Genomic DNA, 6,742 nt, shown 5'->3' with positions numbered 1-6,742 from the left:
CGCCCCCGACCAGCCCGCCGTCGACGTCGTCCTGAGCGACCAGGTCGCCGACGTTCTTGGCGTTCATCGAACCGCCGTAGAGCACCCGCACGGTTTCGGCGACCTTCGACGAGGCCAGGGACGCCAACTCCTTGCGGATCGCCGCACACACCTCCTGGGCGTCGGCGGAGCTGGCCACCCGGCCGGTGCCGATCGCCCAGACCGGCTCGTAGGCGATGACGACTTTGGCGATCTGCTCGGCCGACAGCCCGGCCAGCGAGCCGCGCAGCTGGTTTTCGCAGTAACTGACGTGCTCACCCGCCTCCCGGGTCTCCAGGTGCTCGCCGATGCACACGATCGGGGTGAGCTCGTGCTTGAGCGCGGCGGCGGCCTTGGCGGCCACCAGCGCGTCGTCCTCGTGGTGGTAGGTGCGCCGCTCGGAATGGCCGACGACCACGAACTGGCAGCCCAGCTTGGCCAGGAAGGCGCCGCTGATGTCGCCGGTGTAGGCGCCGGAGTCGTGCGGGGACAGGTCCTGGGCGCCGTAGGTCAGCCGCAGCTTGTCGCCGTCAACCAGGGTCTGCACGCTGCGCAGGTCGGTGTACGGCGGGAGGACGGTGACGTCGACCTTGTCGTAGTACTTGTCCGGCAGCGCGAACGCGATCTTCTGCACCAGCGCGATCGCCTCGAAGTGGTTGAGGTTCATCTTCCAGTTGCCGGCGATCAGTGGCTTGCGGCTCACGAGTCTCCTTAGCTTGGCTGGGGCCGGCCGAGCACCTCGATGCCCGGCAGCGTCTTGCCCTCCAGGTATTCGAGCGAGGCGCCGCCGCCGGTCGAGATGTGCGAGAAGTCGCCCTCGGGGATGCCGAGCGCGCGAACGGCGGCCGCGGAGTCACCGCCGCCCACCACGCTGAAGGCGCCCTTGCCGGTGGCCGCGGCGACGGCCTCGGCGACGCCCTTGGTGCCGGCGGCGAACGCCGGAAATTCGAACACCCCCATCGGGCCGTTCCAGAAAATGGTCGCCGCGTTGGACAGCAGCGTGGTGAACCGCCTGACCGACTCGGGTCCGATGTCCAGGCCCATCTTGTCCTGCGGAATGCGGTCCGCCGCAACGGTTTCCGCCGGCGAATCGGCGGCGAACTTCTCCGCCACCACGATGTCCACCGGCAGGTGAAGCACGTCGGCGTAGGTCTCGCACAGCCGGCGACAGGTGTCGACCATGTCGGCCTCGAGCAACGACGTGCCAACCGAAAGACCCTGCGCGGCAAGGAAGGTGAAGCACATGCCGCCGCCGATCACGATGCTGTCGGCCTTGGTCGCCAGCGACTCGATGACGCCGAGCTTGTCGGACACCTTCGATCCGCCGAGCACGACCGCGTAGGGGCGCGTGGTCGAGCTGGTCAGCTGCTCGAGGACCCGGACCTCGTCGGCCACCAGCGTGCCCGCGTAGTGCGGCAGCAGGGTCGCGACGTCGTAGACGGAGGCCTGCTTGCGGTGCACCACCCCGAAGCCGTCGGAGACGAAAGCCCCTCCCGGCGAGACCAATTCGGCCAGCTGCCGGGCCAGGGCCAGCCGCTCGCCGTCGTCCTTGCTGGTTTCGCGGGCGTCGAAGCGGATGTTCTCCAGCAGCAGGACGTCGCCGTCGGTCAGGCCCTCGGCGCGGGCCAGCGCGTCGGTGCCGACGACATCACCGGCCAGCTGCACGTGCCGCCCGAGCTGCTCGCCGAGCGCGGCGGCCACCGGCGCCAGTGACAGCTTCGGCTCGGCGCCGTCCTTGGGCCGACCCAGATGCGCCGTGACCACCACCCTGGCGCCGGCATCGAGCAGCGCCTTCAGGGTCGGCACCGACGCGGTGATGCGCCCGGCGTCGGTGATGGTCCCGTCATCCAGCGGGACGTTCAGGTCGGAGCGCACCAGGACGCCGCGGCCCGAAACCCCCTCGGCCAGAAGGTCTTCGAGAGTCGGAATGCTCACGGTTTTACAGCGACTTGCCGACCAGTGCGACGAGGTCGACGAGGCGGTTGGAGTAGCCCCATTCGTTGTCGTACCAGGACACCACCTTGGCCTGGTTGTCGATGACCTTGGTCAGCCCGGAATCAAAGATCGAGCTGTGCGGGTCGGTGACGATGTCACTGGACACGATCGGGGCGTCGTAGTACTTCAGGATGCCCTTGAGCCGGCCCTCCGCCGCGGCCTTGAACGCCGCGTTGATGTCCTCGGCGCTGGCGGCCTTGCCAAGCTCGACGGTCAGGTCGGTCACCGAGCCGGTCGGGATCGGCACCCGCAGCGCGTACCCGTCCAGCTTGCCCTTGAGATTCGGCATCACCAGCCCGATCGCCTTGGCCGCACCGGTGGACGTGGGCACGATGTTCAGCGCCGCCGCCCGCGCCCGGCGCAGGTCCTTGTGCGGCCCGTCCTGCAGGTTCTGGTCCTGGGTGTAGGCGTGGATGGTGGTCATCAGCCCCTTGACGATGCCGAACTCGTCGTCGAGCACCTTGGTCACCGGCGCCAGGCAGTTCGTCGTGCACGACGCGTTGGAGATGATGTTCTGGCTGCCGTCGTACTTGTCGTCGTTGACCCCCAGCACGATGGTGATGTCCTCATCGCTGGCCGGTGCGGAGATGATCACCTTCTTGGCGCCCGCCTCCAGGTGGCCCTTGGCCTTGGCCGCGTTGGTGAACAGGCCGGTGGATTCGACGACGACGTCGACCCCGAGGTCACCCCACGGCAACGCCGCCGGCCCCTCGCGCACCTCGAGTGCCTTGATCTTGTGGCTGCCCACCACGATGGTGTCCTCGCCGTCCAGGCTCACGTCGAAGGGCAGCCGGCCCAGGATCGAGTCGAATTTGAGCAGGTGCGCCAATGTGGCGTTGTCGGTGATGTCGTTGACGGCCACCACCTCGACATCTGCCGTGCCCTGCTCCTGCTGGGCCAGCAACGCCCGGTAGAAATTGCGTCCGATTCGGCCGAAGCCGTTGATACCCACTCGGACCGTCACGTGATCTCTCCCTGTCTTCAGATGTCTTCGGCGAGTCCGCTGATTACGCGCTCGCCGCCAGCCTAGATCAGTGACGCGCGCCACCGCTTGCCGGTCACAGCGAACGGCCCCGATAACCGGAGCGTGTCTGGTTCGTATCGGTTCGATAAGCCCCGGAATCGTCGCGTGTCCAATAGCACCACGGGGTCATACATTCGACACGGCTGCGGGACAGCTATGCGGTTCTGCTGCCGCATTTGATTGCGAAACGCTAAAGGAGTCGACGTTGATGACGGGCTTTGATCGGTTCAACTTCACAGTTGGTGCCATCGCTGGGCTGTGTGGGGCCGCCATAGCGTTGAGCCCGGATGCGGCAGCCACCCCGCTGAAGACGGGCGGCTACGCGTGCATCCAGGGTCAGTCCGGCGAGGTCGGCGCTCCGGCGGCCGGCGGGCCGGCGGGCGCGGCCGGACCATTGGCCGGGGGCGCGCCGGCGGCGGGCGGCACACCGGTGAGCGGGCCGGGCGGCGGCACGCCGACAGGCGGCGGGCCGGCACCGGCCGCGACCGTATGTACGTCCAGCGCCCCGCTCACCGACATGTCCGGCGTTCCGGTTGTGGCGCCCGGGCCGGTCCCGGTGGCGCCGGCCGGGGCCCCGCTGATCGCTCTGGGGCCGCCGGTACCGGCCGGTGCGCCGGTCCCGGTGGGTGCGCCGGTTCCGGTCGGCGCGCCCGTGCCCGTCGGCGCCCCGGTGCCGCTGGGTGCCCCGGTCCCCGTGGGTGCCCCCATCCCCGTGGGCGCCCCCATCCCGGTGGGCGCCCCGGTCCCGGTGGTGCCGGTCGGCGCTCCGCTGATCGCGCTCGCCGGTGGTCCCCTGGATGTCGCGGCGCCGGCCGCTCCGATCATCGACATGTCCGGGACCGGTAAGGGAGCTCCCACCGGTCCGGCGCCGGCCGGCGGCCCGGCACCCGGTCAGCCGACCGCCCCGGGGCCCGCGCGCTGACGCGGATCCCCTTCCCAATCAAGCGAACCCGCCGGGCCAAGCCCGGCGGGTTCGTTCGTCAGCTGGCTGGGCCCTCCCACAGCAACGGCGGCTGCGGCCGTGACGGTGGCTGGCGCCGCGGCGAGTCCTCGACGATCACCGGGTCGCCGACGTGGACGGTGTCGTAGTACCACTCGGCGTCCTCGGGGCTCAGGCTGATGCAGCCGTGGCTGACATTCTCCAGGCCCATCGCGTTGACGGCCCACGGGGCCGAATGGACGAAGAGGCCGTGGCCGGTGATGCGGACGGCGTAGTCCACCGGGATCCGGTAGCCGTCGGGATCGTCGACGGGGATGCCGACGCTGCTCGAGTCCATGATCACCGTGCGTTCCTTGGACAGGACGGTGTAGGAGCCGACCGGGGTCGGGTACTCGGGCCTGCCCATCGAGGCGGGCAGCACGCCCGCCTCGCCCCAGTGCGGCCGGTGGTGCGGCGCGGGCAGCGGCCCCGACTGGACGCCGTCAATGGTCACCGTGAAGGTGTGGTCCGCGATGTTGGCGGTCCCGACGACGGCGGGGCCGGTGGCAAATTCCGTGGGTCGGCCGCCCACCGAGAGCGCGACGGTGCTGTGCGCCGGCCAGTAGTGGTCGGGAACCCACTGCACGACTTCGTTGTCGAGCCATTCGAACCTGCCGGTCATCGGCGGGGACGACGTGACCCGGACGGCGCGCTCGGCCGCGCTCCGGTTGGTTACGGGTGTGCGGAACGTCACCACCACGGGGTGCGCCACCCCCACCACCTCGCCGCGCGCGGGTAGCACCGACGCGACGGCGGATCCATCCGGCCGGGTGACCGCGGCCAGGCGTATGTCGGTCGGCCCGGCAGCCACACTGGCAGCGACAGCGCTCACCGCAAGAACACACCGAACAACCGCTCGCATGGCTCCAGTCCCTGTTTAACTGACATGGTTGTAATAGCCATGGTACGGGCGCCGTGAACAGCGGAAGTACAAGGGCGCGTTAGCGATTCGATCAAGCCTGGGTCACGTTTCGGCCACGGCGCGCGTAGTGACGTGGACGGGGAACTCGTCGCCGGGCTCGGGCCACGGCTGGCGGGTCAGCATGTCGGCGACGTCGACATAGCCGGCCTCGATCACCCCGGTCTTGGCGTCGAGGATGCGGTACCACTGCTTTTGGATGTGGATCGGCTGGCCCTCGAGCACGATGACGCGGACGTCGCCCTCCTCGAACTGGCAGCGCCGTTGCACCGCCTCGAGCAGCTGCTCGTTGTGCAGGTGACCCTCGCCGAAGTTCCAGCCGACCAACGGCCCGGCGACGACTTCGCCCTCGCGGACGCTGTATTCGGCCTCGGTGTTGATCGCGCGGGGCAGCAGGCCGTTGAGCGCCCTGCCATGCGTGTGCATCGCCCGAAACGCTGCCACCTTGTCCGACATCACCTCGGCGGTACCGGCGCCGTACAGCTTGGCCAACTGATTCACCACGAGCGCAGAGCTTTTCACGATGTCGGCCTCGATCTTGTCCTCGGCGCCCGCGCGGAAGCACCACACGCTGGTGGCCCAGTTGCCGGCGTAGTAGCGCATCGCGGGGAGGAACGAGATCTTTTCGGGGAAAAGGTTTCCCGCGACCACGACGGCCACCGCGGCAAGGATGAGGGCGAGGAGCAGCGGAGACCGAAGGTCCGTCGCGCGGATCGCGCCGTAGTGCCCGAACAGATAGAACAGCGAGAAGATGAAGAACACGTTCCACTCCAACGGAACTCCCATCGGGAGGTTGGAAAGGATGTTGAGGTGGAAGACCACCATGAACCCGATGAGGAACCACCGCCATGGCTGGTCGCCGGCGACGAACACCAGAACCGTCGGAACCAAGAATTCCGCGGTGGTGCCGCCGACGTGGGCCATCACCTTCGGCAACCACGAGGGGCGCAGGTCGCTGACATGGTCCAGGTACAGCGCGCGCTTCAGCGGCAGGAACAGCCTGGGCCGCAGCAGCGCGTTGTTGCTCGTCATCACCGAAACCACGTACGGGAAGTGGTGGTTGAGCTTGGAGGTCGCCGCTCCCCACCACAGGCACAGCATGATGAGCTTGTACGCCGCGATCTGGTCGGTGAACGGGAAGAAGAACACGAACAGTTTCAGCCAATAGTGTTCGCCGCGCGCGGCCAGGAAGATGGTCTTGTCGCGCAGGCCGAGCACGGCCAGCGCCACGATGGTGGGCAGCACCCGGACCGGATCGATCAGTGGGCCCGGCGCCAGCAGCGCCCACACCCCGCCGGCCAGCACGACGGCATAGAGGGCGACGTCGACGACGGTGCGGGTATCGCCGCGGGTGAACGGCACCTTGTCCGGCCACGCGGGTAACCGAATCGTGTTGGGCCGCAACCAATACAGGAATCCACCGACCGGCGGCATGAACCGTCCGGTCAGCGGGCCGGACCCGCAGCCGAAACCCAGAACCTCGAACAGCAGCGTGAAGACGATGAACTTCTGGTACACGATCGGCTGGGTCCACCACTCGCCGATGCGGCCCAGCCCGCCCAGGCCGGGAGTCATCGAGATGATCGCGGCCGGGATCGCGACGTACAAGGCGATCTTGAACAGGTACAGCAGATACACCGCATACGGCGTCCCGAAGCCGTGTTCGGCCCAATGCCGGGTCACGATCTGCAGTCGGGTGGCCCTTGGCCGCGCCAGCCACGTGTCGGGGTCGACGTCCGGTAGCTCCGGTGACATGAATCCCATGGGTGGCCTCATTCCCTCACAGGTGAAACCAGTTGGCGCTCAG

At 68.5% G+C, this 6,742-nt stretch carries 6 protein-coding genes; 1 reads left to right on the top strand and 5 read right to left on the bottom strand.

The genetic code is table 11. The annotated features are described in order from the left end of the window. From tpiA to gap, 3 genes are all read right to left on the bottom strand, one after another. Nucleotides 1–721: triose-phosphate isomerase (tpiA, locus tag A9X00_RS03065; protein WP_067149047.1), on the bottom strand; the 721-nt coding region annotated here is incomplete at its 3' end. Nucleotides 722–729: 8 nt separating this feature from the next. After that, entirely contained in the window at nt 730–1,953 is a 1,224-nt protein-coding gene (gene pgk, locus A9X00_RS03060; RefSeq protein ID WP_067149044.1) for a phosphoglycerate kinase, read from the bottom strand. A 4-nt stretch (nt 1,954–1,957) separates the two neighbouring features. Beyond that, nucleotides 1,958–2,977: a type I glyceraldehyde-3-phosphate dehydrogenase gene (gap, locus tag A9X00_RS03055; RefSeq protein ID WP_067149041.1), complete on the bottom strand. Its 1,020-nt coding sequence runs from the start codon at nt 2,975–2,977 to the stop codon at nt 1,958–1,960. Nucleotides 2,978–3,245: 268 nt separating this feature from the next. Between gap and A9X00_RS03050 the strand changes: the two genes are divergently transcribed. Continuing rightward, a complete protein-coding gene (locus tag A9X00_RS03050) occupies nt 3,246–3,959 on the top strand; it encodes a beta-xylosidase (RefSeq protein ID WP_067149038.1) in 714 nt (237 codons plus the stop codon). Nucleotides 3,960–4,017: 58 nt separating this feature from the next. Here A9X00_RS03050 and A9X00_RS03045 read toward each other — a convergent pair whose 3' ends face one another. Both A9X00_RS03045 and A9X00_RS03040 read right to left on the bottom strand, forming a co-directional pair. Then, nucleotides 4,018–4,878, bottom strand: coding sequence for an Ig-like domain-containing protein (locus A9X00_RS03045; RefSeq protein WP_082974663.1), 861 nt, complete (start codon nt 4,876–4,878; stop codon nt 4,018–4,020). Nucleotides 4,879–4,980: 102 nt separating this feature from the next. Next, complete coding sequence (locus tag A9X00_RS03040; RefSeq protein WP_067149035.1) at nt 4,981–6,699, bottom strand: DUF3556 domain-containing protein; 1,719 nt, start codon at nt 6,697–6,699, stop codon at nt 4,981–4,983. Nucleotides 6,700–6,742 lie beyond the last annotated feature (43 nt).

The organism is Mycobacterium sp. 1245805.9, assembly GCF_001672915.1.
In the GTDB taxonomy this organism is placed as follows: Bacteria; Actinomycetota; Actinomycetes; order Mycobacteriales; family Mycobacteriaceae; genus Mycobacterium.
The sequence above is the reverse complement of the archived record's forward strand: the minus strand, read 5'-3'. Positions and strand labels throughout refer to the sequence as shown.

Bases quoted from the DNA above. Each gene is read 5' to 3' on its own strand.
- A9X00_RS03045 (WP_082974663.1), bottom strand. From the start codon at position 4,878: ATGCGAGCGGTTGTTCGGTGTGTTCTTGCGGTGAGCGCTGTCGCTGCC.
- A9X00_RS03040 (WP_067149035.1), bottom strand. From the start codon at position 6,699: ATGGGATTCATGTCACCGGAGCTACCGGACGTCGACCCCGACACGTGG.
- A9X00_RS03050 (WP_067149038.1), top strand. From the start codon at position 3,246: ATGACGGGCTTTGATCGGTTCAACTTCACAGTTGGTGCCATCGCTGGG.